Origin of the sequence: Pedobacter aquae (assembly GCF_008195825.1) — a bacterium.
Taxonomy (GTDB): domain Bacteria; phylum Bacteroidota; class Bacteroidia; order Sphingobacteriales; family Sphingobacteriaceae; genus Pseudopedobacter; species Pseudopedobacter aquae.
In genome coordinates this window covers 1-26,329 of sequence record NZ_CP043329.1, presented here as the reverse complement: position 1 = coordinate 26,329, position 26,329 = coordinate 1, and the positions used below count along the sequence as shown (strand labels likewise).

Sequence of the window (26,329 nt, the reverse complement as noted above, 5' to 3'; positions counted from 1 at the left end):
TACTCATATTTCATACAAAAACCAACAAGTATCAAATCTTCTTAGGCATTATAATTGTATTTCTAAACAAAAACACATCTTCATATGATAAACACCGTAGAACAATTAAAGAATACTTTAGAAGATTCTTTATTAAAAGAAAACATCAATACAAATTTGAGTAAAACAGAAAGAATACTTTCTATAGCCGGAGGAACTTATATCGCCCTTAAAGGCTTAAGAAATATCTTTTCTCATCCATTTATTGCGGCTACAGAATTAACATTAGGTTATACCTTGCTTAACAGAGGAGTATCTGGCTATTGCGCTATTTCAGAAAAACTTGAACATGAGCCAAAAGGTCCTGAACCTGTTTTGGTTGCAGAAAATCTTTAAACAAAAAAGCTGGTTCAATATTCATGAGCCAGCTTTTTAAATCTTTATAATCTATAAAAACTATCTTAATCTATCTGCAGATTTTATTAGCTTATCATCCCTCTTAATTCCCTTTACTGCTAGCACCAAAAATAAAACTGCTATAGATGATAAACCTGCACCAATACCGTAATCTCCTATTTCTAATATTGCTATTGTAGCATTTTTAACTGTTTGCGATAGCCAAAAGCTATAAGCAATAACAACAACTACATGTATATAAGTAAATATCATTTGCTGCTTTCTGTTTTTGTAAAGAAATATCAACACCAATGAATTTAAAGCCAATAAAGCGGTAATAATGGTTAGCAATAAAAAGTTTTCTGTTTGCACTACATTACCATCAATAGTTTGGCTTACACCGGTAACACTTATTTTTTTTGCTCCACCGGTTTCAAACACGGTAGCTATTGGAAACATAAATAAAGCAGCAAGAGCTAAAGAAGCCAAGAAAAAATAAACAGATTGTATTCTTTGTATCATGATATTTTTTTAAAATAAATAATTAAGCAAATGTAAAAACATCTGGCCTTATTAAAATTGTTTATAAAAGAAATTACATAAATGTTGCCAGTTCAACTAAAATGATACGCTTAATTAGATTAAATTTGCAAGGTGCATCAAGTTAATAGATATTTTCTAGAGTTGAGCTACCATGGAGGAAACTATCATGGTTGGCAAACTCAACCAAACGCCATTACTGTTCAGCAAAAAATTGATGAAGCTTTAAGTATCTATTTTAAAAGCAAAATAGAAACTTTAGGCTGCGGTAGAACAGATACTGGTGTACATGCCACTCAATTTTTCGCACATTTTGATTGTAGCATCATAGATTTAGAAAATCAAGAGCTTAAATTCTTAAGAAGTATAAATTCTCTTTTACCTTATGATATTGCCGTTCATCATATCTATCCAGTAGCGCCAGATGCGCATGCTCGTTTTGATGCAACGTTTAGGTCTTATCAATACCATATTCATTTTAATAAAAATCCTTTTAAAACTCACACCAGCTGGCTTGTAAAAGAAAGTTTAGATATTAAAGCAATGAATATTGCAGCGGCATATCTTTTAGAATATGAAGATTTTGGTGCATTTTGCAAGTCAAATGCCGATAATTTTACTAATAACTGCTTAGTTTCAAGAGCAGAATGGGAAGTAACTGCGGATGGGATTATCTTCCATATTACAGCAAATAGATTTTTAAGAAACATGGTAAGAGCTATTGTAGGCACTTTAACTGATATTGGAAGAGGGAAATTCTCGCCCGACTATATGCGTGAGGTTATAGAGAGTAAGAACAGATCTGCCGCTGGTGCTTCTGTTCCTGCCTGCGGGCTTTTCTTAACCGAGGTTAATTATCCATACATCATGAGGGCAGTAGAAGAAGAAAAATAATGGCAGAGGTAACCGGAAAAACTTACGACTGGAGCTTATTAAGAAGGCTTTTTAAATACACAAACCCATATAAAAGACTTTTTTATTTAGCTATTTTTCTAACACTTAGTTTGGCCATTGTTGCTCCGTTAAGGCCTCTCCTTATTCAAAAAACTGTTGACGATTTTATTCTTTTCGATAATAAATCAGGATTGATAAACATGACCATGATTTTGGTTGCTTTATTAATTATACAAACCATTATTCAATATTACCATACTTTTTTAACCAATACGCTAGGGCAATCGGTAATTAAAGATTTAAGGAAAGATGTTTTTAACCATATAACCCAACTCAGATTAAAATATTTTGATAAAACTCCACTAGGGCAACTCATAACCCGTACTGTATCTGATTTAGAAACCATTGCCGATATTTTTTCTGAAGGTTTAATTGTTATTATTGGAGACATTTTACAGCTGGTAACCATTATCGGGGTGATGTTATATACCGATTGGAAACTTACTTTGATAGTTTTAATTCCGATGCCGTTATTGATGCTAGCAACTTATATCTTCAAAGAAGCTATAAAATCTGCTTTTCAGGATGTTAGAACTCAGGTAGCACAACTCAATACTTTCTTACAAGAACACATTAGCGGTATCAGTATCATCAGATATTTTGCTAGAGAAGACCAAGAATATAAAAAATTTAAAGCAATCAATGCGGTTCACCGCGATGCTCATATCCGTTCTAACTGGTATTATTCCATATTTTTTCCGGTAGTAGAGATTATTTCTGCCCTTTCTATTGGCTTATTGGTTTGGTATGGCTCTAAAAGTATTCTTAATAATGAAATTTCTGCCGGAGTTGTAGTAGCCTTCATCATGTATGTTAACATGTTGTTTAGGCCTATCAGAGAACTGGCAGATAAGTTTAACACTTTACAAATGGGTATGGTTGGTGCCGATAGAATTTTTAAAGTTTTAGATACCCAAGAGCAAACCGTTAACGAGGGTAAACTATCGCCACAAAGCTTAAAAGGAGAAATTGAGTTTAAAAATGTTTGGTTTTCTTATCAACAAAGTCAAGCTACCATTAAGGATGAAGATTGGATATTAAAGAACATTTCTTTCGGGGTTAAAGAAGGAGAAACTTTAGCGCTAGTAGGTGCAACAGGAGCTGGAAAATCTTCTACCATTAATATCTTAAATAGATTTTATGAAATAAGTAAAGGAAGTGTTAAGATAGATGGCATTAACATCAAAGATTTTGAGCTTACATTCTTAAGAAATCAAATAGCTACAGTATTGCAAGATGTGTTTTTATTTTCTGATACCATTGCAAATAACATCACCCTAAAAAATCCGGCTATCAGTAGACAAAAAATTATAGCAGCAGCAAAAGATGTTGGTGCTCATGATTTTATTATGCGTTTACCCGGAGGTTATGATTATCAGGTGCAAGAAAGAGGCGCTACTTTATCTTCTGGGCAGGCACAGTTAATTTCATTTATTAGAGCCTTAGTTTACGACCCAAAGATTTTAGTTTTAGACGAAGCCACTTCTTCTGTAGATACCGAAACAGAAATTTTAATTCAACAAGCTATAGAAAAACTGATGCTAGGAAGAACTTCTATTGTGATTGCGCATCGATTATCAACCATACAAAACGCTGATAGAATTATTGTTTTAGACCATGGTGAGATTAAAGAAATGGGTACTCACCAAGAATTACTCAGGCTAAATGGTTATTACAAAAACCTATACGATTTGCAATTTAACTCTAGTGGAATAGAAAAATAAGCGATTTTATTTCTTGTAGGTAATTTTCACTTTGGCAACTCCTTCTTTATCTATATCTATCTTTTTTGCTGCCTTTTTAGATAAATCGATAATGCGGCCGGCTACAAATGGCCCTCTATCATTTACCCTTACCTTAACAGTTTTACCATTATTAAGATTGGTTACTTTAACCTTTGTACCAAAAGGAAGTGTTTTATGAGCAGCTGTTAATTTATGATTTCTAAATATTTCACCGCTTGCGGTTTTTCTTCCATCAAATTTATCAGCATAATATGATGCTTTACCTTGTTGTGAAACTTTTGGAGAACAGGCATATAACAACCCTAGTACACTAGAAAAGCATACAAATTTTAATAATCTCATTTTTTATAGATTTCTATTCTGCCTCTGGTAAGGAGTATGAAATTTCAACAGTAGCTATTCCCTGCCCTATAATTCCAATCTCTCTTGCGGCAGATTGTGATAAATCAATAGCTAAGCCTTTACCAAAAGGTCCTCTATCATTTACAACAACTACAACAGATTTTCCATTTCTGGGATTTACAACTGTAACCTCGGTACCAAAAGGTAGGGTTTTGTGTGCCGCAGTAAATTTATCATGAGTGTAAACTTGCCCGCTACTGGTTTTTCTACCAACAAATTTACTAGCATAATAGGTAGCTCTTACCTGCTTTTGTATGAGATTTTTCTCTTTATCATTACTAAAAGAATTGCTGAAATTTATCAGTAAAAACGCACTTAAAAGGAGTAAAACTTTCATACTTATTGATTAACAGATAATTAGAAATTATCCGAAGATAAAAGAATTAGTGCTAAAATAAAAATCTAACCCTCTTTAGGTACAAAAATCATACTTAGGGAATTTACACAATGGCGTGTATTTTTTGCTGTAAAACGCTCTCCTTCAAAAACGTGACCCAAATGTCCATCGCAATTTGCACAAACAATTTCTACCCTTCTACCATCTCTATCTATTACTCTTTTAACTGCTCCGGGTATTTCATCGTCAAAGCTTGGCCAACCGCAATGAGATTCAAATTTATCCTCAGATTTATATAAAGATGCGTTACATCTTTTGCAAATATAAGTTCCGGCATCTTTTAAGTTAGTATAGGCTCCTGTAAAAGGCATCTCGGTACCTTTATGCAAAATAATATATTCTTCTTCGGGTGTTAATTTATTGTAACTCATATCAATTGTAACAATTGGTATTAACGAAAGTTTATCATAAAAACATAAAACATCTAAACAAAAAAGGCCAGAATGAGATTCCAGCCTTTAAAGTTTATTTTAGATTATTATTGTTTATGCAAGTTTTGCTAATTCTTCTGCCATAGCAGCACCAATACCAGCAGGAGACTCTACTACTCTGATACCGCACTCCCTCATGATTTTCATTTTAGCAGCAGCAGTATCTTCTGCACCACCAACAATAGCACCAGCATGGCCCATTCTACGTCCCGGAGGCGCTGTTTGACCAGCTATAAAACCAACTACTGGTTTTGTACCAAATTCTTTAATCCAACGAGCCGCTTCTGCTTCCATACCACCACCAATTTCACCAATCATGATGATTCCGTGAGTATCTGGATCGTTCATTAATAACTCAACAGCTTCTTTGGTTGGTGTACCAATAATAGGATCACCACCTATACCTATTGCAGTTGTAATACCTAAACCCGCTTTTACTACTTGGTCTACTGCCTCGTAAGTTAAAGTACCTGATTTAGAAACCACGCCAACATTACCTTTTCTGAAAATGAAACCTGGCATAATACCAATCTTAGCTTCATCAGCAGTGATGATACCCGGACAGTTAGGGCCAATTAAACGGCAATCTTTATCTGCAATATATTCTTTAACCTGAATCATATCCTTAGTAGGAATACCTTCAGTAATACAAACGATAACTTTAATTCCAGCTTCAGCAGCTTCCATAATAGCATCTGCCGCAAATGCAGGCGGTACGAAAATGATAGAAACATCTGCACCAGCTTTTTCTACCGCTTCTTTAACAGTGTTAAATACTGGTTTATCTAAATGAGTTTGTCCACCTTTTCCTGGTGTTACACCTCCAACAACGTTAGTTCCGTACTCAATCATTTGGGTAGCATGGTAAGTACCCTCATTTCCGGTAAAACCTTGAACAATAACTTTCGAATCTTTATTTACAAGTACACTCATGGTCAATTTTTTGTATCGCAAAACTAAGATAATCGGCTAAAACCACAAAAGATTTGGCAAATAACTTTCTAAAAAAATAATTTGTGGCATTTCACAGATAAAACAACTTATAAAGCCATTTTTTTAGTCTTTCGACTTTTCACTTTATACTTTCAACTTAAACTCCTAAACTCAAGTTAAAACCTCTGTTAATAATTTCATTTCTATTTGAGGCGAATGTTTTTCATAGAGAATAGCATAAACAGCTCTTGCAATAGGCATATTTACTTTATAGATTTTATTAATTTGATGAATAGAGTTAACCGCATAATAACCTTCCGCTATCATATTCATTTCTAGCTGAGCAGATTTTACGGTATAGCCTTTCCCTATCATATTACCAAAAGTTCTATTTCTACTAAATTGAGAATAAGCTGTTACCATCAAATCTCCTAAATAGGCAGATTCTTTAATGTCTCTATTAATAGGATGAATAGCGGCCACAAATCTTCCTATTTCCCTTATAGCATTAGAAATTAATACCGCTTGGAAATTATCTCCGTAACCTATTCCATGGCAAATACCACTAGCTACGGCATAAATATTTTTTAATACAGCTGCGTATTCTGTACCATAAATATCATCAGATACAATGGTTTTAATATATCTATTACTAATTTGTGAAGCAAACAATTCTGCCAATTGCATATCCGGAGAAGCAATAGTTAAGTAAGACAATTTCTCTAAAGCAACTTCTTCTGCATGGCAAGGGCCGCTAATCACAACAATATCCTGAAAAGGAATTTCATATTTGTGATGAATAAATTCAGCTATAATCTGATTTTCATCAGGAACAATACCTTTTATTGCCGATATAATTTTCTTCCCTTTTAAATCTTCCAGAGTTAAATCAGCGAAAGCGTCTTTTAGAAATGCAGCAGGCACATTTAGCAACAAGATTTGTGCATTTGCAATAGCTTTTCTTATATCGGTATAGATATGATCTGCATCAACTTTAATTTCTACAGATGATAAATAGTTAGGATTATGCTTGTATTTACGAATATGCTGGGCAGCATCTTCACTTCTCATCCACCAATAGATTTCTTTTTCCAATAAATTGTCGCTCAGCATCTTCACTATTGCTGTTGCCCAACTACCGCCACCTATAACTGCTATTCTGTTTAACTTATCCTGCATGGCTGAATAAATAGTTTATAAATAAAAAATGTCCCGCTCTTTAATTCAGAACGGGACAAATTACAGATTTTCCTCGATAATCAAATCATCGCTTATAGCAAGTCATTTATTTGTTACTACTTCTTTTCGGCATTAAAAAGCTTAGATTTATCAACTACCTCAACTTCTGTCTTATCTTTCAATGTCTTAGAAATAGCAGAATAAGGTGCGCTAATAACTTGCTGACCAGCTTTTAAGCCAGACAAAACAATAATGTTTTGGTCATCCTGAATACTCGTTTTAACAGCCACTTGTTTAGCCAAACCCTTCTCTACTATAAAAACATATTCCTTTGGCTTTTCTTTATTTTTTTCCTTTTTCTCATCGTTATTATTAGGTACATCTTCCTTCTTCTCTTCTTTATTTTCTTCTTGCCTAATGGTTACGCTTTGTATAGGAATAACTAAGCCTCTAGTTTTTTCCGTTTGGATATCTACCGTTGCAGACAAGCCTGGCCTAAACGGCGAAACATCTGCATTTTGTTGATCTAAATTCTGATAAGATTCTTTAAGAATTCTAATCTTAACTTTGAAATTAGTTACTTGGTCTGCTGTTTCTCCTACCACATTTGCAGAACTTGCAATTTCTGTTACAATACCTTTAAATTTTTTATCCAAAAAGGCATCTACTTCTATAACAGCTGTATCGCCTAAGCTTAGTCTATTAATGTCGTTCTCGTTTACATCAACATTAACTTCCATACTGTTTAAGTTAGCTATGGTCATAATCTCTGTACCTGTCATCTGTGCAGTTCCAACAACACGCTCTCCTCTTTCTACAGAAAGTTTAGAAACCACACCATCTACAGGCGCATAAATATTGGTACGGGCTAAGTTATCACTAGCTTCTTTTACAACAGCGCCTGATTGCTCTAAGCCAAATTTTGCTCCAATAAGATTTTGTTTAGCTGTTTCAAGATTAGACTTTGCTGTTAAATATTCCGCTTGTACGGCATCATACTCCGCCGCCGATATTACTTTTTCTTTATAAAGTGTTTGATTTCTTTTGTATCTGGCTTCTATGTTTTTGAAATTAGCCTGTGCTTGTACAATTTGCTGTTGGGCACTAGCAACTGTAGCTTTTTGTGCATTGTAAGAAGCTACTGTACGTTCATATCCAGAAGCTAAAATATCAGGCCTTATCTTACATAAAAGCTGTCCTTTCTTTACAATATCACCTTCTTTAACATTTAACTCAACAATTTCGCCTGAAACTTCCGGACTAAGCTTTACTTCTACCTCTGGCTGTATTTTTCCACTTGCAGAAACTGTCTCAATAACGTCTTTAACTTCTACTTTTGCTACGGCTACTTGTACTGTTTTAGGCTTGCCTATCCAGCCCATTTTCTTACTTACAATCAATGCAATAGCTACTACGCCTAAAGCAATTAATATATTTATTAATTTTTTATTCATTTCTATTTATATTATAAGTTGATAGGATTTCCTAAATAAAAGTCGATAACTTTTGCTCTAAAAAGTAAGTCGTATTTTGCTTGTATAAAATCAAACTGAGCTCTATTGTAATTAGTTTGAGATGTATTTAATTCTATGGCGTTTGCTAAACCAACATCATATCTTTTCTTAATAACTTCAAATGCATCCTGAGATGAAGTTAAGCTAGATTGTGTAGAAGCATACCTTTTCTCGGCAGAACGTAAATCCAAAACTGCCTGATTGATAATTTTATTTAAGTTATTCTTTGCCAACTGCTCTGTTACTAAAGCATCTTGATATCTAATTTTAGCGATGTTTAATGATGACCTATTTCTGTAATTATCAAAAATCGGAATTTGGAGATTCAAACCAATTACCTGTAAAAAATTTCGGTCTATTTGATCAGAAAAACCCAATTTTCTTCTTGTTGTAAAATCAATAGCATTACTAGAATAGCTATTAAATAATTGTCCCCCTATTCCTAAAGAAGGATATAAACCTCCTTTTGCAGCCTTTACCCCGTATTTAAAAGCTTCTGAATTATATTTAGCCAATTTTATATCAGGATAATTATTTAAAGCTATATCAAATACTTCTTTACCTGTATAATTCTTTGTTACACTTGTAAGCTCAGGAAGCGTTGGAACAACAAGCTCTATTTGAGTTTCCGGATTAATCTCCATCAATTGCTTTAAATCTAATAATGATAAATCATAAGCATTTTGGGCATTGGTCAAATTTAGCTCGTTAGTAGCTAATTGTGCCTTGGCCTGAGACAAGTCTGCTAAAGTCTTATTACCAACATCAAAATTACGCTGCTCAACATTCAACTGTGCTCTAGATAAATCCACTTGTTGTTGTGATGCGGTAATTAAATCTTTATTGGTAAGCGTTTGTAAATAGGTATTAATTACGGTTAGTGTTAAATCGTTCTTTATCTTTTCTACATTACTTTTATCGGCCATTAACAAACTTTTATTTTGTCTTATTTGATTTTGCAGCCTAAATCCATTGAAAACTAATAAATTAGATGATAAACTAGCATTTGCAGCGTTTGTACTTCCGTTAATTAGCGTACCAGCAGTTTGGTCAAAAAACAAACCATATTGTTTATTACCAGACATGCTTCCATTTAAATTAGGCAACAATTGATACCTACTTTGTTTAAAATTTTCGTCTGTTACAGCTTCTTGAAATTGTGCTTGTTTAATTTGAAGATTATTGGCTAAGGCTGATTCCAAAACAGCCTTTAAGTCTACTTTCTGTGGCGACTCTTGCGCATTCAAATTATGATAACCTATAGTCAATGTTAAAGCTAACATGAATAAGTTTTTCGAATGAACAGAGATCTGATTGATATATTTCATATTTATATTTTCATCTTTGCTTGCAATTACTTAACAATCTTAAGCAATGTATCTGGTAAAAACACCTTGGTTATTAAAAAAGTTCTATCCTCAAAATCTAATTTGGAATAAATCCAGAGATAAAAAAATCATTTATCTCACGTTTGACGACGGACCTATACCTATTGTTACACCATTTGTACTAGAAATTTTAAAAAAGTTTAATGCGAAGGCTACTTTCTTCTGTATTGGAGACAATATAGCTAAACACGAGGATATATTTTTTCAGCTTAAAGCTGATGGACATGCTATCGGAAATCACACTTACAACCATCTCAACGGCTGGAAATCAGATAACGAAATCTATCTCCATAATATTTTAAAATGTCAGGAATTAACTCAAACAAATTTATTCAGACCTCCTTACGGGAGAATTAAAAAATCTCAAATCAAAAATCTAGAATCAAAAATCAAAAATCAAAAAATTATCATGTGGGATGTCTTAAGCGGTGATTTTGACACGCAACTATCTTCAGAAAAATGTTTAAAAAACGTTTGTAAACACGCTACTAACGGCTCCATTGTGGTTTTTCATGATAGTTTAAAAGCTTTTGATCGTCTTAAATATACCCTACCAAAGGCATTGGAATTTTGGCAATCAAAGGGTTATGAATTTCATCTAATCCATTAATTTTTCAGGATTTCACTATCTATTTTTCAGGATTTTACTAAATCCACTAAATAATTAACCTTTTACCCTATTTAGACTCTATATAAATAATAAAAGTACACATAAATGGCATTCTAGAGTGCTTTTTTTTGTAAATTAGCCGCCCAACATAGAAACGTATATTAAACTTATAATCAATTCAATACCATGGCATTTGATTTAGACATGATCAAAAAGGTTTATAGCAATTACGGAAGCAAAGTTGATGCTGCCCGTAAAGTTGTAGGCAAACCTTTAACTTTAACAGAGAAAATTCTTTACGCTCACCTTTGGGACGGAAACGCTAGCAAAGCCTTCAAAAGAGGTACAGATTACGTTGATTTTGCACCTGACCGTGTGGCTATGCAAGATGCTACCGCACAAATGGCATTATTGCAATTTATGCAAGCAGGCAGACCACAAGTTGCGGTTCCTTCAACCGTTCATTGTGACCACTTAATACAAGCAGAAGTTGGTGCCGATAAAGATTTAGCAACTGCTAATATCCAAAATAAAGAAGTTTACGATTTCCTTTCTTCTGTTTCTAATAAATATGGTTTAGGATTTTGGAAACCAGGTGCTGGTATCATTCACCAAGTAGTTTTAGAAAACTATGCTTTCCCAGGCGGAATGATGATTGGTACAGATTCTCATACACCTAATGCTGGTGGTTTAGGAATGGTTGCTATTGGTGTTGGTGGTGCCGATGCTTGTGACGTAATGGCTGGTTTAGCTTGGGAGCTTAAATTCCCTAAACTAATTGGCATTAAATTAACTGGAAAACTATCAGGCTGGACTTCTGCTAAAGACGTTATTCTTAAAGTAGCGGGCATTTTAACAGTTAAAGGTGGTACAGGTTATATCGTTGAATATTTTGGAGAAGGCGCTCGTTCTTTATCTGCAACTGGTAAAGGCACTATCTGTAACATGGGTGCAGAAATTGGTGCAACAACTTCAATTTTTGGTTATGATGAAAAATCAGAAGCTTATTTAAGAAATACAGCTAGAGCTGATATCGCTGATTTAGCAAATGCAGTTAAAGAACATTTAACTGGTGATGACGAAGTTTATAATAATCCTGAGCAATATTTTGATCAAGTAATTGAAATCAATTTATCAGAATTAGAACCACATATCAATGGTCCTTTCACTCCTGATTTGGCTTGGCCTATTTCTAAATTCGCAGCAGCCGTTAAAGAAAACGGATGGCCAGCTAAATTAGACGTTGGTTTAATTGGCTCTTGTACAAACTCTTCTTACGAAGATATTTCAAGAGCAGCCTCTCTTGCTCAACAAGCTATTGATAAAAACTTAATTGCTAAATCAGAATATACAATCACTCCAGGTTCAGAACAAGTAAGATACACGGTAGACCGTGATGGCTTCTTAGATACATTCGGTAAAATGGGTGGTGTTGTTTTAGCAAATGCTTGTGGTCCATGCATTGGTCAATGGGCTCGTCATGGCGCAGAAAAACAAGAAAAGAACTCTATCATCACTTCTTTCAACCGTAACTTTGCAAAAAGAGCTGATGGTAACCCAAATACCCATGCTTTTGTTGCCTCTCCAGAAATGGTTACTGCGTTAGCAATTGCTGGTGATTTAACTTTTAACCCTTTAACTGATACTTTAACAAACGAAAAAGGTGAGCAAGTTAAACTTGATGAACCTAAAGGATGGGAATTACCAGCTAAAGGATTTGCAGTTGAAGACGCAGGCTATCAAGCTCCAGCAGAAGACGGAAGTAAAGTTGAAGTACTTGTAGATCCAAAATCATCAAGACTACAATTATTAGATCCTTTCAAAGCATGGGAAGGTACAGATATCAAAGGCTTAAAACTCTTAATTAAAGCTAAAGGAAAATGTACAACAGATCATATTTCAATGGCTGGTCCTTGGTTAAAATTCCGTGGTCACTTAGATAATATTTCTAATAATATGCTTATTGGCGCTATCAACTTCTTTAATGATAAAGCTGATACAGTAAAAAATCACTTAACAGGTGAATATGGTCCTGTTCCAGCTACACAAAGAGCTTACAAAGCTGCTGGCATTGGCTCTATAGTAGTTGGCGATGAAAACTATGGTGAAGGTTCTTCAAGAGAACACGCAGCTATGGAACCACGTCACCTAGGAGTGAGAGCTATATTGGTGAAATCCTTTGCTCGTATTCATGAAACTAACCTTAAAAAACAAGGTATGCTAGCTTTAACGTTTGCTAACCCTGCTGATTATGATAAAGTTCAAGAAGATGATTTAATTGATATCATCGGATTAAATGAATTCGCACCTGGAAAATCTCTTCAAATAGTATTAAATCATGCTAATGATACTAAAGATACATTTGAAGTAAACCATACTTATAATGAACAACAAATAGAATGGTTTAAAGCAGGTGGTGCATTAAATATCATCAGAAAAAATATGGGAGCTTAATTCTTCCTCTTTTTGTATACTTAAAGGCTGCTAGAAATAGTGGCCTTTTTTTTAAAATCAGATTTTACCTATTCATGTAATCAAGTCATTACTTTAATAAATTAAACTTCTTACATATTATCTAATGCTAGATGCTTATATTTGAATATAATATCAATATTTTTTTATGTTAGAATTACCAGTAGGATCAAGAAAAGAAGTAATGACATATTTAGAACCTTTCATGCTAAATGAAATGTCTGAATATTTGAAGCCTGTTGAAGAGATGTGGCAACCTGCAGACTTTTTACCAGACTCTAGCAAAGAGACTTTTTTTGAAGAAGTTAAAGAACTACAACGCAATACTAAAGAAATTTCTTACGATTTATTAGCTGTTTTAATTGGTGATACAATCACTGAAGAAGCATTACCAACATATGAATCATGGTTAACTATGGTTGATGATGTCTCTAGAAATGAACAAGGCGGTTGGATGAAATGGGTAAGAGCTTGGACAGCAGAAGAAAATAGACACGGAGATCTACTAAATAAATACCTCTATTTATCAGGTCGTGTTAACATGAGAATGATGGAAGCCTCTACTCAATACTTAATCCAAGACGGCTTTGATATAGGAACCGGAAATGACCCATATAGAAACTTTATCTATACATCTTTTCAAGAGATGGCTACTAACGTATCCCATAGAAGAGTAGCAAGCTTAGCTAAAGTAGCTGGAGATAAGTTGTTATCTAAAATGTGTGGAGTTATAGCCTCGGATGAAGCAAGACACGCTAAAGCTTACAAAGCATTTATCAGCAAAGCATTTGAAGTAGACGCTAGTGAAGTAATGATTGCTTTTGAAGATATGATGAGAAAGAAAATTGTTATGCCTGCACATTTTTTAAGAGAGATAGGTGTTAAAATGGGACAAACATTTGGTCATTTTACTGATGCTGCACAACGATTAGGAGTTTACACAGCTCTTGATTATGTTGATATTTTAAAAGAGCTAATTGTTGACTGGAAAATTGAAGATGCTACAGACTTAAACGAAGCCGGAGAAAAAGCTAGAGATTACCTAATAAGATTACCTGATAGACTTCTAAGAATCGCAGATAGAATGAAAGCTCCATCATTAGAATATAAATTCACCTGGATTTTATAATCCATAAATAACATACTAATATCCACTTATGAATTAAAACCAGCATCCTAAAAAGTGCTGGTTTTTTTGTTTTATACTAAAATAGTGACAGATGTTATAAGTAACTTAACCAGCATCATCATAGGGAATAAATCTTATGATATCAAATTATAAGAATATATTATGCTAAGCTTAAAGAAGAAGCATTATTATATTAGGATTAGCAATCGAAGATGTTTGGAGGCATCATTTTCATTTAGATAGCTATCTCTACTAAAGCAAGATATTAGGATTTACAATCCTCAATAAAAGCAAAAAGCTCTTGACATTTCTATCAAGAGCTTTTTAGTTTATTGATTAATAAAAGTCGGCATCGACCTACTCTCCCACATTTTACTGCAGTACCATTGGCTCTGATGGGCTTAACTTCTCTGTTCGGAATGGGAAGAGGTGGACACCATCGATATAGACACCTGAATATCTTTATGTTGATTCGTTTCTCAGTTAATAGTTGCTAGTTATCAGTTTATCAACTTTTAACCTATTACTTATAACTCAAAACATACAACAATGACATATTATTGAAAGAAGATATTGTTCGAGAAAACAACAGTTTGATTTTTATCTATCTGTTTCTGGAAAGTATCGGATAATTAGTACTACTCGACTTTGATGTTACCACCTTTACATCTATAGCCTATCAACGTGGTCATCTTCCACGATCCTCAATGGAAATCTCATCTTGTGGCTAGTTTCGCACTTAGATGCTTTCAGCGCTTATCTATTCCCGACGTAGCTACTCTGCAATGCCCCTGGCGGAACAACAGATTCACTAGAGGTCAGTCCAACCCGGTCCTCTCGTACTAAGGTCAGCCCCACTCAAATTTCCAACGCCCACAACAGATAGGGACCGAACTGTCTCGCGACGTTCTGAACCCAGCTCGCGTGCCACTTTAATCGGCGAACAGCCGAACCCTTGGGACCTTCTCCAGCCCCAGGATGTGACGAGCCGACATCGAGGTGCCAAACCTCCCCGTCGATATGAGCTCTTGGGGGAGATCAGCCTGTTATCCCCAGAGTACCTTTTATCCTTTGAGCGATGGCCCTTCCATGCAGAACCACCGGATCACTATATCCGTCTTTCGACCCTGATCGGCTTGTTGGCCTCACAGTCAAGCATGCTTTTGCTATTGCACTCCACGTACGGTTACCAAGCGTACTGAGCATACCTTTGAAAGCCTCCGTTACCCTTTTGGAGGCGACCACCCCAGTCAAACTACCCATCAAACAATGTCTCCGACTCAGTCGGATTAGACACCGAATACAGAAAGGGTGGTATTTCAACGTTGGCTAACTGAATCCTAGCGAACCCAGATCACAGCCTCCCACCTATCCTACACATCCTGTACCCAATGTCAATGTTAAATTGTAGTGAAGGTTCATGGGGTCTTTCCGTCCCGTTGCGGGTACCCGGCGTCTTCACCGGGACCACAATTTCACCGAGCTCATGGCTGAGACAGCGCCCAGATCGTTACACCATTCGTGCAGGTCGGAACTTACCCGACAAGGAATTTCGCTACCTTAGGACCGTTATAGTTACGGCCGCCGTTTACTGGGGCTTCGATTCAATGCTTCTCCATTGCTGAATGACATCCCCTCTTAACCTTCCAGCACCGGGCAGGTGTCAGGCCTTATACCTCATCTTTCGATTTTGCAAAGCCATGTGTTTTTGTTAAACAGTCGCCTGGGCCTTTTCACTGCGGCCTCTATTGCTAGAGGCGCCCCTTCTCCCGAAGTTACAGGGCCATTTTGCCGAGTTCCTTAGCCATGATTCACTCGAGCACCTTAGAATTCTCTTCTCGACTACCTGTGTCGGTTTACGGTACGGGTTTTTATAACCTGATGCTTAGAGGGTTTTCTTGGAAGTCTGATTACCTGCTCTATCTAATTGCCCGAAGGCTCTCAGTACTATTGGGGTTCAGCAAGACCGGCGGATTTGCCTACCAGTCCTATACCTACGCCTTTCAACGAACTATTCCGTCAGTTCGCGGCAGTGTCACTACTCCGTCACCTCATCGCAGTTATAAAAAGTATGGGATTATTAACCCATTGTCCATCGGCTTTCTCCCTTCGGATGCGCCTTAGGTCCCGACTAACCCTGATCCGATTAGCGTTGATCAGGAAACCTTAGTCTTTCGGTGGGCGGGTTTCTCTCCCGCCTTATCGTTACTTATGCCTACATTTGCTTTTCTATACGCTCCAACACCCATTACCAGATATCTTCGCTGCATATAGAATGCTCCCCTACCGATATATTTCAATCCCATAGCTTCGGTGATATACTTAATGCCCGTTTATTATCCATGCCCGATCGCTCGACTAGTGAGCTGTTACGCACTCTTTAAATGAATGGCTGCTTCCAAGCCAACATCCTAGCTGTCTATGCAATCGGACCTCGTTAGTTCAACTTAGTATATACTTGGGGACCTTAGCTGATGGTCTGGGTTCTTTCCCTCTCGGCGCGTGACCTTAGCACCCCGCGCCTCACTGCAGTGTATATTTAATCAGCATTCGGAGTTTGTCTGGATTTGGTAGGATTTGACTCCCCCGCACCCAATCAGTAGCTCTACCTCTGTTAAACTTTACCACCACGCTGTTCCTAAAAACATTTCGGGGAGTACGAGCTATTTCCCAGTTTGATTAGCCTTTCACCCCTACCCACAGATCATCCGGAAACTTTTCAACGTTTATCGGTTCGGTCCTCCAGTACCTGTTACGGCACCTTCAACCTGTCCATGGGTAGATCACAAGGTTTCGCGTCTACCCCCTCTGACTGTACGCCCTATTCAGACTCGCTTTCGCTTCGGCTCCGTGGCTTAACCACTTAACCTTGCCAGAGAGGAGTAACTCGTAGGCTCATTATGCAAAAGGCACGCCGTCACAGAACTTGTCTGCTCCGACCGCTTGTAAGCACACGGTTTCAGGTTCTATTTCACTCCGCTATTCGCGGTTCTTTTCACCTTTCCCTCACGGTACTAGTTCACTATCGGTCTCTCAGGAGTATTTAGCCTTACCAGATGGTGCTGGCAGTTTCCCACAAGGCGTCTCCGACCTCGCGGTACTCAGGATTCCACTATCTAATTATTACTTACGTCTACGCAGCTATCATGCGCTATGGCCAGGCTTCCCATCCTGTTCGACTTCATGCTAATCTTCATGTTGTGGTCCTACAACCCCAGTTATGCCGTAACATAACTGGTTTGGGCTCTTTCCCTTTCGCTCGCCACTACTCAGGAAATCATTATTATTTTCTCTTCCTCTGCTTACTTAGATGTTTCAGTTCGGCAGGTTTGCGCTATTGCAACTAGTCTTCAACTAGTTAGGTTGCCCCATTCGGAAATCTTCGGATTAATTCGTATGTGCCAATACCCGAAGCTTATCGCAGCTTATCACGTCCTTCATCGCCTCTGAGAGCCTAGGCATCCCCCGTGTGCTCTTATTTACTTTCTTTTTCTTGTATGATTACATACAAGCGTAGATGTCTCTACCTGTTGTCTTCTCTTTCAATAACTTCTTCCAATATGTCAAAGAACTTTTTTAAGCTGTAGTTTACATTGCGTATGCTACTTTTACTTAAACGTGGAGAATAACGGATTCGAACCGTTGACCCCCTGCGTGCAAGGCAGGTGCTCTAGCCAGCTGAGCTAATCCCCCTTTAAAGATGTTTTTTGAGTTATCGTCTTTACAGTTATTTAAAGTCTATTACATAGACTCTTATCTTAACTCTTTAACTTCTCTCTTGTAGTCTCGAGCAGATTTGAACTGCTGACCCCTACATTATCAGTGTAGTGCTCTAACCAACTGAGCTACGAGACTTTCTATCCCCTTACCTCATCGGTAGAACCACCGATTCTCATCTCTTCAGGTTCATTTCCTTTTATAAAAAAATATACATATAACGTAACAACTTAAAAACCTTTCGACTTCTCTAGAAAGGAGGTATTCCAGCCGCACCTTCCGGTACGGCTACCTTGTTACGACTTAGCCCCAGTTATCGGTTTTACCCTAGGCCGCTCCTTACGGTTACGGACTTTAGGCACCCCCAACTTCCATGGCTTGACGGGCGGTGTGTACAAGGCCCGGGAACGTATTCACCGCGTCATTGCTGATACGCGATTACTAGCGAATCCAACTTCACGGGGTCGAGTTGCAGACCCCGATCCGAACTGTGAATGGCTTTTTGAGATTGGCATCTTATCGCTAAGTAGCTGCCCTCTGTACCATCCATTGTAGCACGTGTGTAGCCCCGGACGTAAGGGCCATGATGACTTGACGTCGTCCCATCCTTCCTCTCTGTTTGCACAGGCAGTCTGTTTAGAGTCCCCACCATTATGTGCTGGCAACTAAACATAGGGGTTGCGCTCGTTGCGGGACTTAACCCAACACCTCACGGCACGAGCTGACGACAGCCATGCAGCACCTAGTTTCGTGTGGTAAACCACTGAATCATCTCTGATTCATTCACTAACTTTCAAGCCCGGGTAAGGTTCCTCGCGTATCATCGAATTAAACCACATGCTCCTCCGCTTGTGCGGGCCCCCGTCAATTCCTTTGAGTTTCACCCTTGCGGGCGTACTCCCCAGGTGGATAACTTAACGCTTTCGCTTGGACGCTGACTGTATATCGCCAACATCGAGTTATCATCGTTTAGGGCGTGGACTACCAGGGTATCTAATCCTGTTTGATCCCCACGCTTTCGAGCCTCAGCGTCAATTAAACCTTAGTAAGCTGCCTTCGCAATTGGTGTTCTGTGACATATCTATGCATTTCACCGCTACTTGTCACATTCCGCCTACCTCAAGTTTATTCAAGCCACTCAGTATCAAAGGCAAGCTTACAGTTGAGCTGCAAGTTTTCACCTCTGACTTAAATGGCCGCCTACGCTCCCTTTAAACCCAATAAATCCGGATAACGCTTGGATCCTCCGTATTACCGCGGCTGCTGGCACGGAGTTAGCCGATCCTTATTCTTACGGTACATTCAGCTCGATTCACGAATCAAGGTTTATTCCCGTATAAAAGCAGTTTACAACCCATAGGGCCGTCTTCCTGCACGCGGCATGGCTGGTTCAGAGTTGCCTCCATTGACCAATATTCCTTACTGCTGCCTCCCGTAGGAGTCTGGTCCGTGTCTCAGTACCAGTGTGGGGGTCATCCTCTCAGATCCCCTAGTCATCGTCGCCTTGGTAAGCCGTTACCTTACCAACTAGCTAATGACACGCATGCCCATCCTCATCCTATGAATATTTGAACATTGTACGATGCCGTACTATGTTTTTATGCGGTGTTAATCCGAATTTCTCCGGGCTATCCCCCTGATGAAGGTAGGTTGCATACGCGTTACGCACCCGTTCGCCACTCTCATGAGGAGCAAGCTCCCCAATCCCGTTCGACTTGCATGTATTAGGCCTGCCGCTAGCGTTCATCCTGAGCCAGGATCAAACTCTCCATTGTATAATGTAGTTTGATACTAACTTTCGTTAATATTTGTTTTCTTCCGTCTCTAGGTTACTGATCTCTCAGTGTCGCTACGTTATATGATATCTTTTTAAAGAACTTTTGCGCCTCACCATCTCGGATCAACTTTTATTCCTATTTCGATAATTACTTATCTACTTAGTATTTCTATTTTGTCTTGTCTTAAAATTACAATCGCTGTAACTCTTTCCCCTTTCGGGGCTGCAAAGGTAATTATCCAACTCCTAATATCCAAATGTTTTTGAAAATAATTTTTAACCCCTTCTTTTCTTTCTCTCTCTCATTATTCCCTCTAACTTATGTCAACCTTTCCCCCCTTGCGGGCTGCAAAGGTGCATATCTTTTTCTTCTCTCACAAATACTTTATACCCTTTTTTATCCCTTAATCATAACTCACTGTATATCTTATAGAAAAAGTTTAAAAAAGCTATATCCCTTATAGAAATTAATAAGCGTTAGTACTTAATAATACTAAAGTACAAGCTTCTTCTGTAGCAATTCCTTTCTCTAAAGCGAGCTCTTCCAGCTCGGGATTTTCTGAACCAGGATTAAAAATAATACGTTTCGGATTTGTTTTTAATATGTAATCGTATAAATCAGGTTGATTTGCAGCACCTACATACATTGTAATTGTATCGATATCAGTATGAATTTTTTCGGGCTTTTCTATGGGCTGACCGGCTACTTCGCCACTTTTGATGCCCACGTTTATAATTTCGTGGCCATGAGCAACCAATTTATTAGCGGCCAAGTAGGCATATCTTGAAGGATTAGGTGTAGCACCTACGATTAAAGTCTTTTTCATGTTGATTATTTTAAGAAATTGAATACTGCATCGGCGCAAGCCTGACCATCTATTGCAGCAGAAATTATACCACCCGCATAACCAGCACCCTCGGCACAAGGGAAAAGACCTTTAACCTGGGGATGCTGTAAAGTTTCCTTATCTCTTGGAATTCTTACTGGAGATGATGTTCTTGACTCTACCCCTACTAAAACTGCTTCGTTAGTATAATATCCTACGTTCTTATCTCTATTGAACATTTTACCCCCAAAAACAGGAAGTGCCTTTCTTAATCTATTGGCGACCATTGGTGGTAAAACATCGTCTAAACTTGAAGACGTTAGCCCTGGTAGGTATGAATTATCTGGTAAAGTATTAGAAATCTTCCTTTCAACAAAATCAACCATTCTTTGTGCTGGTGCTTTAAGATCTCCTCCTCCTATTTTAAATGCTAGTTTTTCTATTTCTGATTGAAAATTAAGCATTTTGAAAGGATCGTCAGCGGCACCTTTTACATCCTCTATATTGATTTGTACTACGGTGCCTGAATTTGCAAAAGGATTGTTCCTTTTAGAAGGGCTCCAACCGTTAACAACAATTTCTTCATGATCAGTAGCGCAAGGCGCAATAATACCACCTGGGCACATACAAAAAGAAAATACACCACGATTTTCAATCTGTTCTACTAAACTATAATAAGAAGGAGGTAAATTAGGATGTCTGATATCGCAGTGGTATTGCAAGCTATCTATGATTTGCTGAGGGTGCTCTATACGAACTCCCAAAGCAAAAGGCTTGGCTTCCACTAAAATACCTTTTTCTCTAAGTAGGTAGTAAATATCTCTGGCAGAATGCCCGGTTGCTAGAACAAGGGAATCGGTAGTGATTTCACCATGATTGGTAGATACTTTTCTGATTTTCCCGCCTTTATAATCTAAATCTGTTAGTTTGGTATTAAAATGAATTTCGCCTCCATTATTTAGTATGGTTTCTCTGATAGATACTATAATTTGAGGTAACTTATTTGTCCCGATATGCGGTCTTGCATCTATCAAAATATCGTTTGTTGCGCCATGATCGACAAAAATTTGCAACATCTTATTAACATCGCCTCTTTTGTTAGAACGCGTATATAATTTACCATCAGAATAAGTTCCAGCTCCACCTTCGCCATAACAATAATTAGAATCGGGGTTTACTAAACCTTGTTTGTTGATATCTGCGAGATCTCTACGTCTTTGTTTAACGTCTTTTCCTCTTTCTAAAACAATTGGTTTTAAGCCGAGTTCGATTAATCTTAATGCAGCGAATAAACCAGCAGGACCAGCACCTACCACAATTACAGGTTTAGCGTTACTGACATTTTGATACTTTATATTTTGGATGGTTAAAGAAGGTGTTTCTTTAATGTATAGCTCTACTTTTAAACGAAATACTACTTGCTTTCCACGAGCATCTATAGAGCGCTTTCTGATATTAAAATGGCTTAAATCGGCTTTTTTTAAAGAAGCCTGATTTAAAATCAGAGATAAAATTTTGTCTTGATTATCAATATCATCCGGAAGGACAACAATTTCTATTTCCTTTTTCATGCTATTTTGTCGGGTATTTATCCCAAATTGTAACAAAGGTATGAAAATTGAAATCTAAACATTAAATTGAAAAAAAATTAAAAAAACGAAAAATGAAAAAATTACTTTATGGATTTCTTGCAGTTGTTATTGCAACATCATTAAGTTCTTGCGGTTACAATAGTTCTGTTAAATTAGATGAAAAAGTTAAAGCGCAATGGGGTGAGGTTGAAAACCAGTACCAAAGAAGAGCAGACTTAATACCTAATTTGGTAAATACAGTAAAAGGAGTTTCTAATTTTGAAAAAGAAACACTTACGCAAGTGATTGAAGCTAGAGCAAAAGCTACTTCTGTACAAATTGACCCTACTAAATTAACACCAGAAACTTTACAGAAGTTTCAAGCTTCACAAGGACAGTTATCTCAAGCACTAGGAAGATTAATGGTTGTTTCTGAGCAATACCCTGAATTAAAAGCTAACCAAAACTTTTTAGAGTTACAGGCACAGCTTGAAGGGACAGAAAACAGAATTACTGTTGCCAGAAGAGATTTTAACCAAGCTGTACAAGAATACAACACCAATATTAGGACTTTCCCTAATAATATTTTTGCTGGTATGTTTGGTTTTACAGCAAAAGGAAGCTTTGCAGCAGAAGCTGGTGCTGATAAAGCACCAGAAGTAAAGTTCTAAGCTTCAAAATAAATTGGCGTGAGTTTCTAAATAGAAACTCACGTTTTATATTCACATACATCTAATTGGTTTAAAATGCCACAGTTATCTGATAAGGACCAAGAAAAAATTAAGCATTCTATAGAATGGGCAGAGAAAGCAACCTCTGGAGAAATAAGGGTTTGCTTAGAAAAAAATTGTGCTATAGATGCTTATGAAAGAGCTATTGCCTGTTTTTTTGATCTAGAAATGGATAAGACTAGACTTAAAAATGGAGTACTTATTTATTTAGCTATAGAGGATCATAAATTTGCCATTATTGGCGATAGCGGAATTAATAGCTTAGTGCCTAACAATTTTTGGGATAGCACTAAAGAGTTAATGCTTGAACAATTTAAAAATGGAGATATTGCCGAAGGTTTAAGTGTTGGGATTATTGAAGCAGGTAAACAACTGAAAAAGTTTTTTCCATATGCTGATAATGACACAAATGAGCTATCTGATGATATTGTTTTCTTGAAATAACCCGTAAAAAATGAAAAAATACTTTTATTAATTCTGATTACTCTTTTTACTTTTTCGGGATTTACTCAAAATTTTCCAGCGCAGCCTAGTACTTTGGTAAATGACTATACAGGTACCTTATCACCAGAACAAATTAACCATTTAGAACAAAAACTTGTTGCCTTTGATGACTCTACATCTATACAGGTAACGGTGGTTATAATAAAATCTTTAGATGGATATGAGGTTAATGATTATGCTTACCAATTGGGCAGAGCTTGGGGTGTTGGTGGCAAAGAAAAAAACACTGGGGTTGTTTTATTAGCTTCTTTAGGAGATAGAAAAATAACTATACAAACTGGTTATGGCATGGAAGGCGCTTTGCCAGATGCTATAACTAAGAGGATTATTGAAAATGAAATTAAACCTAATTTTAAGCAAGAACGCTATTTTGAGGGCTTAGATGCTGCAACAAATGCTATTATTGCTTACACTAAAGGTGAGTATAAAAATGATAAACCGATAAAAGGTAAAGGACGTGGTTTCCCTATAGGCTTGGTGATATTGGTTATTATAGTCATTATTATTTTAGGCGTGAGTAAAGGTGGCGGAGGAAATGGCGGAAGAAGCGTGATTGGAGGAAGAGGTGCTGCTGATTTAGTTTGGTGGTCTATGTTGGCTGGTATGGGTAGAGGAGGAAATAGCGGTTGGGGCGGTGGCTCATCAGGTGGATTTGGTGGCGGAGGCGGCGGCTTCGGTGGATTTGGTGGTGGAAGTTTTGGTGGAGGCGGAAGTAGTGGTAGTTGGTAGTGGTTAGGTGGTTAGGTGGTTAGGTGGTTAGGTGGTTAGGTGGTTAGGTGGTTAGGTGGTTAGGTGGTTAGGTGGTTAGGTGGTTAGGTGGTTAGGTGCCAAAACATATTAGCACAAATTGTTTTATAGAATCCTGAAATAATTCGGGATTTTTTATTTTTATAGCATGAGTATAGAAAAATGGGAGACTTGCTCTTCTGAATATATTGTTAAGCGCCCTTGGGCAACTTTAAGGGTTGATGAATGCAAACTACCTGATGGCAGAATAGCTAAAGAATATTATGTTTTAGAATACCCTAATTGGGTTAATGTTGTGGCTATTACTGAGGATGAAAAGGTTATTATGGTGAAGCAATATCGCCATAGTGGTGATATTATTTCGTTAGAAATTCCGGGTGGGGTTATAGATGGGGATGAGAACCCTGCTGATGCTGCTAAAAGAGAACTTTTGGAAGAAACAGGCTATTTGTTTGAAGATTTAGAACTAGTTTCTACCATTTACCCAAACCCAGCTACTTCTAACAATGTTACTTATTGCTATTTGGCTAAAGGGGGTAAAAAAGTACAGGAACAGGATTTAGATGAACATGAAGATATTGATATTGAATTTTATAGTATTGATGAAGTAAAACAAATGCTTTTGAATAATGAAATCCCGCAAGCTTTACATGTTACGGGATTGATGTATGCTTTTTTGAAGATGGGGGTATTGAGTTAAGTTGTTAAACGGAAGTTTGAGGGCTGAAATTAGAAGATTAGTTAAATTAAAAACTATAGTTTAGAATTTACACCTAGCAGCACAAGCCTGCGTAAAATAAACGGGATGGGAGCAACGGAGTATTGCATACAGTCCCGAAGGGATGGTTTTACCACCCGACTGTTTTTACCGAAGCTGCAATACATTACCTTTTCAGAAAAATGAAACAAAAAATCCCGTTAAGTGCGTACCTAACGGGATTTCTTCAGAAAATTTAAGTTAGCTCATTTTAAGCTTTTTCTGAATATCGTGAACGTAAGCTTTAAATTTCTTATCGGTATCTATTAAGTCTTCTACGGTTTGGCAAGCGTAAATGACGGTTGAATGGTCTCTACCGCCAAAGAATGCTCCGATTGATTTTAATGATGTTTTGGTATGGCTTTTTGCCAAGTACATAGAAATTTGACGAGCTTGAACGATTTCTCTTTTTCTGGTTTTTGATTTCACCATCTCTACCGGAACTTCAAAATATTCGCAAACCAGTTTTTGGATATACTCCATTGATATTTCTTTGCTGGTATTTTTGATAAAATTCTTTAGCATTTGTTTAGCTAACGAAATATCTATCTCTTTCTTATTTAAGGTTGATTGCGCCAGTAAAGAAACCATTGCCCCTTCTAACTCACGAACGTTATTGTCTATGTTGTGGGCAACGTACTCGATAACATCATTTGGAAGCTCTATACCATCTTGATACATTTTCTTTTTCAGGATAGCCATACGGGTTTCAATATCAGGAACAGAAAGATCTGCTGATAAACCCCACTTAAATCTTGAAAGCAATCTTTCTTCTAAACCGGCTAAATCTTTAGGGGCTTTGTCTGAAGTGATGATTAATTGCTTACCAGATTGGTGTAAGTGATTGAAGATATGGAAGAAAATATCTTGTGTTTTATCTTTTCCGGCAAAGTTGTGTATATCATCCATGATGATGACATCCATTGCTTGATAGAAATTCACAAAATCATTAATGGTATTGTTTTTTAATGAGTCTACAAACTGCTGGCAAAATTTCTCGCAAGAAACATAAATAACCAATTTATCTGGCATGTTTCTTTTGATTTCATTACCAATGGCTTGTGCAAGGTGAGTTTTACCTAAACCTACGCCTCCGTAAATCATTAAAGGATTAAATGAGGTACCTCCTGGCTTTGCTGCCACGGCATAACCTGCAGAGCGAGCCAAACGGTTACAATCTCCTTCAATGAAATTCTCAAAAGTATAATTTGGATTTAACTGAGGGTCTACCTGAAGCTTTTTTAATCCGGGGATTACGAAAGGATTTTTGATATCCTTATTTAAAGCAACAGGCATAGGGATAGACTGGTTTTTACCTTCTGCCCCGTTACCACTTGAAGGAATATTTGTAGTGTAAGGCTTCTGAGACGAAGATTTTTCTACAACAATATTGTATTCTAATCTGCCAGAGTCGCCCAACTGGTTTTTAATTGTCTTTCTTAAAAGACCTACATAATGTTCTTCCAGCCATTCATAAAAGAACAAACTAGGTACCTGAATAGTAAGAATACTTCCTTCTAATCTTAGTGGGGTTATAGGCTCAAACCAGGTCTTAAAACTCTGGCTCGGGATATTATCCTTTATGATTTGAAGACAGTTTTCCCAAACATGGGTACACGTTTTTTCCAT

Annotated in this window: 21 protein-coding genes, 2 tRNA genes and 3 rRNA genes; 10 read left to right on the top strand and 16 right to left on the bottom strand. The window is 37.2% G+C overall.

Features of this window, described 5'->3' with window-relative positions; genetic code table 11:
• Positions 1 to 84 precede the first annotated feature (84 nt).
• Positions 85 to 375, top strand: a complete 291-nt coding sequence (locus FYC62_RS00130) for a hypothetical protein (protein ID WP_039454300.1) — start codon at positions 85 to 87, stop codon at positions 373 to 375.
• A gap of 60 nt (positions 376 to 435) precedes the next feature.
• On the opposite strand, the gene FYC62_RS00125 is transcribed toward FYC62_RS00130, so the two are convergent.
• The gene (locus FYC62_RS00125) at positions 436 to 897 is read right to left on the bottom strand and encodes a DUF4293 domain-containing protein (RefSeq protein ID WP_149073488.1); all 462 of its coding nucleotides are present in this window, start codon (positions 895 to 897) and stop codon (positions 436 to 438) included.
• Positions 898 to 1,029: 132 nt separating this feature from the next.
• On the opposite strand from FYC62_RS00125, the gene truA reads away from it, so the two are divergent.
• Entirely contained in the window at positions 1,030 to 1,809 is a 780-nt protein-coding gene (gene truA, locus FYC62_RS00120; RefSeq protein ID WP_149073487.1) for a tRNA pseudouridine(38-40) synthase TruA, read from the top strand.
• Positions 1,809 to 3,593, top strand: a complete 1,785-nt coding sequence (locus FYC62_RS00115; protein ID WP_149073486.1) for an ABC transporter ATP-binding protein — start codon at positions 1,809 to 1,811, stop codon at positions 3,591 to 3,593. The genes truA and FYC62_RS00115 overlap by 1 nt, the downstream gene beginning before the upstream one ends.
• Positions 3,594 to 3,599: 6 nt before the next feature.
• On the opposite strand, the gene FYC62_RS00110 is transcribed toward FYC62_RS00115, so the two are convergent.
• The 7 genes from FYC62_RS00110 to FYC62_RS00080 all read right to left on the bottom strand — a co-directional run bounded on the left by FYC62_RS00110 (position 3,600) and on the right by FYC62_RS00080 (position 9,753).
• Positions 3,600 to 3,956, bottom strand: a complete 357-nt coding sequence (locus tag FYC62_RS00110; protein ID WP_039454296.1) for a septal ring lytic transglycosylase RlpA family protein — start codon at positions 3,954 to 3,956, stop codon at positions 3,600 to 3,602.
• Between the two features lie 13 nt (positions 3,957 to 3,969).
• Entirely contained in the window at positions 3,970 to 4,353 is a 384-nt protein-coding gene (locus FYC62_RS00105) for a septal ring lytic transglycosylase RlpA family protein (RefSeq protein ID WP_149073485.1), read from the bottom strand.
• Positions 4,354 to 4,418: 65 nt separating this feature from the next.
• Positions 4,419 to 4,784, bottom strand: coding sequence for a methionine-R-sulfoxide reductase (locus FYC62_RS00100; RefSeq protein ID WP_039454294.1), 366 nt, complete (start codon positions 4,782 to 4,784; stop codon positions 4,419 to 4,421).
• 114 nt (positions 4,785 to 4,898) lie between these two features.
• Entirely contained in the window at positions 4,899 to 5,777 is an 879-nt protein-coding gene (gene sucD, locus FYC62_RS00095; protein ID WP_039454293.1) for a succinate--CoA ligase subunit alpha, read from the bottom strand.
• 171 nt (positions 5,778 to 5,948) lie between these two features.
• Positions 5,949 to 6,956, bottom strand: a complete 1,008-nt coding sequence (locus tag FYC62_RS00090; protein ID WP_149073484.1) for an NAD(P)H-dependent glycerol-3-phosphate dehydrogenase — start codon at positions 6,954 to 6,956, stop codon at positions 5,949 to 5,951.
• A gap of 116 nt (positions 6,957 to 7,072) precedes the next feature.
• Positions 7,073 to 8,410 (bottom strand): efflux RND transporter periplasmic adaptor subunit, encoded by a 1,338-nt coding sequence (locus FYC62_RS00085; protein ID WP_149073483.1) that lies wholly within the window; start codon positions 8,408 to 8,410, stop codon positions 7,073 to 7,075.
• An 11-nt stretch (positions 8,411 to 8,421) separates the two neighbouring features.
• Complete coding sequence (locus FYC62_RS00080; protein ID WP_149073482.1) at positions 8,422 to 9,753, bottom strand: TolC family protein; 1,332 nt, start codon at positions 9,751 to 9,753, stop codon at positions 8,422 to 8,424.
• A 91-nt stretch (positions 9,754 to 9,844) separates the two neighbouring features.
• Between FYC62_RS00080 and FYC62_RS00075 the strand changes: the two genes are divergently transcribed.
• From FYC62_RS00075 to FYC62_RS00065, 3 genes are all read left to right on the top strand, one after another.
• Positions 9,845 to 10,468, top strand: coding sequence for a polysaccharide deacetylase family protein (locus FYC62_RS00075; protein WP_149073481.1), 624 nt, complete (start codon positions 9,845 to 9,847; stop codon positions 10,466 to 10,468).
• A gap of 186 nt (positions 10,469 to 10,654) precedes the next feature.
• Positions 10,655 to 12,922 carry an aconitate hydratase gene (locus tag FYC62_RS00070; RefSeq protein ID WP_149073480.1) on the top strand — a complete coding sequence of 756 codons (2,268 nt, stop codon included), beginning with the start codon at positions 10,655 to 10,657 and terminating at the stop codon, positions 12,920 to 12,922.
• A gap of 166 nt (positions 12,923 to 13,088) precedes the next feature.
• Positions 13,089 to 14,069, top strand: a complete 981-nt coding sequence (locus FYC62_RS00065; RefSeq protein ID WP_039454287.1) for an acyl-ACP desaturase — start codon at positions 13,089 to 13,091, stop codon at positions 14,067 to 14,069.
• A gap of 344 nt (positions 14,070 to 14,413) precedes the next feature.
• Here the strand turns inward: FYC62_RS00065 and rrf are convergent.
• The 7 genes from rrf to FYC62_RS00030 form a co-directional block, all read right to left on the bottom strand.
• Positions 14,414 to 14,525: ribosomal RNA gene (gene rrf / locus FYC62_RS00060) — 5S ribosomal RNA — on the bottom strand.
• Between the two features lie 157 nt (positions 14,526 to 14,682).
• Positions 14,683 to 17,558 (bottom strand): 23S ribosomal RNA (locus FYC62_RS00055).
• 130 nt (positions 17,559 to 17,688) lie between these two features.
• Positions 17,689 to 17,762 (bottom strand) — tRNA-Ala (locus FYC62_RS00050).
• An 88-nt stretch (positions 17,763 to 17,850) separates the two neighbouring features.
• A tRNA-Ile gene (locus tag FYC62_RS00045) sits at positions 17,851 to 17,924 on the bottom strand.
• A gap of 116 nt (positions 17,925 to 18,040) precedes the next feature.
• Positions 18,041 to 19,561, bottom strand: a 16S ribosomal RNA gene (locus FYC62_RS00040).
• Together the 16S, 23S and 5S rRNA genes with 2 tRNA genes alongside form the textbook arrangement of a ribosomal RNA operon.
• 469 nt (positions 19,562 to 20,030) lie before the next feature.
• Positions 20,031 to 20,390, bottom strand: coding sequence for a CoA-binding protein (locus tag FYC62_RS00035; protein WP_149073479.1), 360 nt, complete (start codon positions 20,388 to 20,390; stop codon positions 20,031 to 20,033).
• Between the two features lie 5 nt (positions 20,391 to 20,395).
• The gene (locus FYC62_RS00030) at positions 20,396 to 21,961 is read right to left on the bottom strand and encodes an NAD(P)/FAD-dependent oxidoreductase (protein WP_149073478.1); all 1,566 of its coding nucleotides are present in this window, start codon (positions 21,959 to 21,961) and stop codon (positions 20,396 to 20,398) included.
• Positions 21,962 to 22,053: 92 nt separating this feature from the next.
• On the opposite strand from FYC62_RS00030, the gene FYC62_RS00025 reads away from it, so the two are divergent.
• The 4 genes from FYC62_RS00025 to FYC62_RS00010 all read left to right on the top strand — a co-directional run bounded on the left by FYC62_RS00025 (position 22,054) and on the right by FYC62_RS00010 (position 24,643).
• Positions 22,054 to 22,632 (top strand): LemA family protein, encoded by a 579-nt coding sequence (locus tag FYC62_RS00025; protein WP_149073477.1) that lies wholly within the window; start codon positions 22,054 to 22,056, stop codon positions 22,630 to 22,632.
• A 75-nt stretch (positions 22,633 to 22,707) separates the two neighbouring features.
• Positions 22,708 to 23,136, top strand: a complete 429-nt coding sequence (locus FYC62_RS00020) for a TPM domain-containing protein (protein WP_039455135.1) — start codon at positions 22,708 to 22,710, stop codon at positions 23,134 to 23,136.
• A gap of 18 nt (positions 23,137 to 23,154) precedes the next feature.
• Positions 23,155 to 23,925, top strand: coding sequence for a TPM domain-containing protein (locus FYC62_RS00015; protein WP_205943826.1), 771 nt, complete (start codon positions 23,155 to 23,157; stop codon positions 23,923 to 23,925).
• A gap of 166 nt (positions 23,926 to 24,091) precedes the next feature.
• Positions 24,092 to 24,643, top strand: a complete 552-nt coding sequence (locus FYC62_RS00010) for an NUDIX hydrolase (RefSeq protein ID WP_205943743.1) — start codon at positions 24,092 to 24,094, stop codon at positions 24,641 to 24,643.
• Positions 24,644 to 24,901: 258 nt separating this feature from the next.
• On the opposite strand, the gene dnaA is transcribed toward FYC62_RS00010, so the two are convergent.
• Positions 24,902 to 26,329, bottom strand: a complete 1,428-nt coding sequence (dnaA, locus tag FYC62_RS00005) for a chromosomal replication initiator protein DnaA (RefSeq protein WP_039454531.1) — start codon at positions 26,327 to 26,329, stop codon at positions 24,902 to 24,904.

Excerpts from the sequence above, each read along its gene's own strand:
- sucD (WP_039454293.1), bottom strand. The coding sequence starts at position 5,777 with ATGAGTGTACTTGTAAATAAAGATTCGAAAGTTATTGTTCAAGGTTTT.
- FYC62_RS00125 (WP_149073488.1), bottom strand. The coding sequence starts at position 897 with ATGATACAAAGAATACAATCTGTTTATTTTTTCTTGGCTTCTTTAGCT.
- FYC62_RS00010 (WP_205943743.1), top strand. The coding sequence starts at position 24,092 with ATGAGTATAGAAAAATGGGAGACTTGCTCTTCTGAATATATTGTTAAG.
- FYC62_RS00025 (WP_149073477.1), top strand. The coding sequence starts at position 22,054 with ATGAAAAAATTACTTTATGGATTTCTTGCAGTTGTTATTGCAACATCA.
- FYC62_RS00115 (WP_149073486.1), top strand. The coding sequence starts at position 1,809 with ATGGCAGAGGTAACCGGAAAAACTTACGACTGGAGCTTATTAAGAAGG.
- FYC62_RS00105 (WP_149073485.1), bottom strand. The coding sequence starts at position 4,353 with ATGAAAGTTTTACTCCTTTTAAGTGCGTTTTTACTGATAAATTTCAGC.
- FYC62_RS00110 (WP_039454296.1), bottom strand. The coding sequence starts at position 3,956 with ATGAGATTATTAAAATTTGTATGCTTTTCTAGTGTACTAGGGTTGTTA.
- FYC62_RS00130 (WP_039454300.1), top strand. The coding sequence starts at position 85 with ATGATAAACACCGTAGAACAATTAAAGAATACTTTAGAAGATTCTTTA.
- FYC62_RS00090 (WP_149073484.1), bottom strand. The coding sequence starts at position 6,956 with ATGCAGGATAAGTTAAACAGAATAGCAGTTATAGGTGGCGGTAGTTGG.
- FYC62_RS00020 (WP_039455135.1), top strand. The coding sequence starts at position 22,708 with ATGCCACAGTTATCTGATAAGGACCAAGAAAAAATTAAGCATTCTATA.
- FYC62_RS00035 (WP_149073479.1), bottom strand. The coding sequence starts at position 20,390 with ATGAAAAAGACTTTAATCGTAGGTGCTACACCTAATCCTTCAAGATAT.
- dnaA (WP_039454531.1), bottom strand. The coding sequence starts at position 26,329 with ATGGAAAAAACGTGTACCCATGTTTGGGAAAACTGTCTTCAAATCATA.
- FYC62_RS00080 (WP_149073482.1), bottom strand. The coding sequence starts at position 9,753 with ATGTTAGCTTTAACATTGACTATAGGTTATCATAATTTGAATGCGCAA.
- FYC62_RS00070 (WP_149073480.1), top strand. The coding sequence starts at position 10,655 with ATGGCATTTGATTTAGACATGATCAAAAAGGTTTATAGCAATTACGGA.
- FYC62_RS00085 (WP_149073483.1), bottom strand. The coding sequence starts at position 8,410 with ATGAATAAAAAATTAATAAATATATTAATTGCTTTAGGCGTAGTAGCT.
- FYC62_RS00075 (WP_149073481.1), top strand. The coding sequence starts at position 9,845 with ATGTATCTGGTAAAAACACCTTGGTTATTAAAAAAGTTCTATCCTCAA.
- FYC62_RS00030 (WP_149073478.1), bottom strand. The coding sequence starts at position 21,961 with ATGAAAAAGGAAATAGAAATTGTTGTCCTTCCGGATGATATTGATAAT.
- FYC62_RS00100 (WP_039454294.1), bottom strand. The coding sequence starts at position 4,784 with ATGAGTTACAATAAATTAACACCCGAAGAAGAATATATTATTTTGCAT.
- FYC62_RS00065 (WP_039454287.1), top strand. The coding sequence starts at position 13,089 with ATGTTAGAATTACCAGTAGGATCAAGAAAAGAAGTAATGACATATTTA.